General features: G+C 73.4%; 1 protein-coding gene and 1 pseudogene. Both read right to left on the reverse strand.

Features of this window, described 5'->3' with window-relative positions; translation table 11 throughout:
• On the reverse strand, nucleotides 1-1,433 hold a 1,433-nt coding region (locus QN357_RS18840), incomplete at its 3' end, for a DUF5719 family protein (RefSeq protein ID WP_323505380.1).
• Nucleotides 1,423-1,770 (reverse strand): annotated as a pseudogene (locus QN357_RS18845) (hypothetical protein); the annotation flags it as partial. The pseudogene QN357_RS18845 and the gene QN357_RS18840, both read right to left, overlap by 11 nt.

A 1,770-nucleotide genomic window follows, 5' to 3' on the forward strand; every position in this document is an offset into this window, starting at 1 on the left:
ACCGGGAACGAGGCGACCATGCCGGCATCCGCATAGCCGACCGACGACACCGTCTCGGAGCCGCCCGACACGATGTACCGCGTCGACGCGAAGAGCGGCAGTGCTCCGGCCGCACCGGCCGCGACCGTCACGCTGCCGGATGCGCCGTTCTCGGCGGTCGCCGTATAGGTCACGTCCTTGGTGCCCTGGTTCAGCAGGTTGAGCAGCGGCGAGGGTCCTGGCGCCGTGACGACGGCGAAGTCGCCGGTGAGCGAGGCGGAGGACGCGAACCAGGCGAAGTCACGGCCGTTGGTGCCGGTCGCCGAGCCGAGGGCAGAGGCCACGACGGGCTGGTCGCTCGAGACGGTGAGCGAATAGCTGCCGACGGCGAGTCCGGAGAGCGGCACGTCGGTCGCGAGGCCGGGCTGGAGGGTGACCTCGACGGAGGTACCCGCGGCCTGGCCTCCCTCGCTCATCACGCCGATCTGCACGGTCGCAGCCGTGTCGCCGGGGGCGAGCAGACGCACAGAGGGTGTGTCACTCGCGACCCCTCCCGCGTCGCTTCCGGCGTCGTCTGCTGGAAGGTTCTCGATACGCAGGCCGGCGATGCTCTGCTCGAGGCTCGGGTCGACGGATGTCCCGAGCAGGTCGACCCCGCCGGTCGCGAGGCCGCGCACGATGCTCTGCTGCAGGGTGGCCACGACCTGGCCGCCGTGGGTCGTCACGTGCACGACGGGAGAGCGGAGGTTCGGCGCGAGGCCGGCGAGCGAGACGACGCGCTGGGCGCCGGGCTGGACGAGGACCCCGGTGGAGCCCGGCGCGGTGACCCGGCCCGATTCGCCGAAGACGTCGAGGTCGACGGTTGCAACGACCGTTGTCGGGTTGCTGAGCAGCACGAGGGTCGTGCGGCCGACATCCGTCGACCCGCCGACGAGCCAGGATTCGCCGGTGGCCTCGCCACAGGCCGCGACGGCGAGGCCGCCGAGGACAGCCTCCGCCGCGACGGACTGGGACTGGCTGCCGGCCACGAGCGGTGCCGTGGACGCGCCCTTCGCGACGGGGATGTTGAGCTTGACGGGGGCGCCGTCCGTGGTCTTGCGGTTGTCGACGGCGCTGAGCAGGCTCGCTGACGGTGCGCTCCATGCGCCCGCGGGGACCGCGGCCTTGGATGCGGTCGTGGCGGGAGCCCAGGCGCCGGATGCGGTGTCCGGGCGCCCGAGCGAGCTCGCGGACTTCGCCTGGGTCGAGTCCTCTGCGAGGGTGAGCAGCGGACCCGGGCAGACCCGGACCTGCTCGCTCGGAACCGGCGCGACGGCGAGATAGGCCGGGGCGGTGCCGAAGGCTGGCCAGGGCACGACGACGGCGGCCGCTCCGAGCACGCCGGCGACGCCGAGCACGCCGAAGGCGATGAGGAACCGGGCACCGGTCCGGGCGATGGCGCGCTTACCTGGCATTGTTCGGCTCCTCCTGCCCACTCGGACGGTCGGCAGGCTCGACGGGGTCCGTCGCCTTCTCCTCGCGGGGTGACGCTGCCGGTTCTTTGGGCGGAGCAGTGCTGGGGGCGACCTGCTCGGCAATCTCGCCCGCGGTCACGTCGGCAGGGCCGTCCTCGGTCTCGTGGCCGTGGCCCGAAGTGAGGGCGAGGTCGGAGGAGCTCTCCCGTTCCGCGGCGTGCGCGAGTTCGACAGCGGCGGCGAGCTCGCCGGCCTCCGCGGCCTCGGCGGCTTCGGCGGCTTCAGCAGACTCGATCGCCTGGGCGGCCGGGGTGCCCTCGGCCGGCGCGGTCGCGCC

The organism is Cryobacterium sp. RTC2.1 (genome assembly GCF_035018685.1).
GTDB lineage: Bacteria > Actinomycetota > Actinomycetes > Actinomycetales > Microbacteriaceae > Cryobacterium > Cryobacterium glucosi.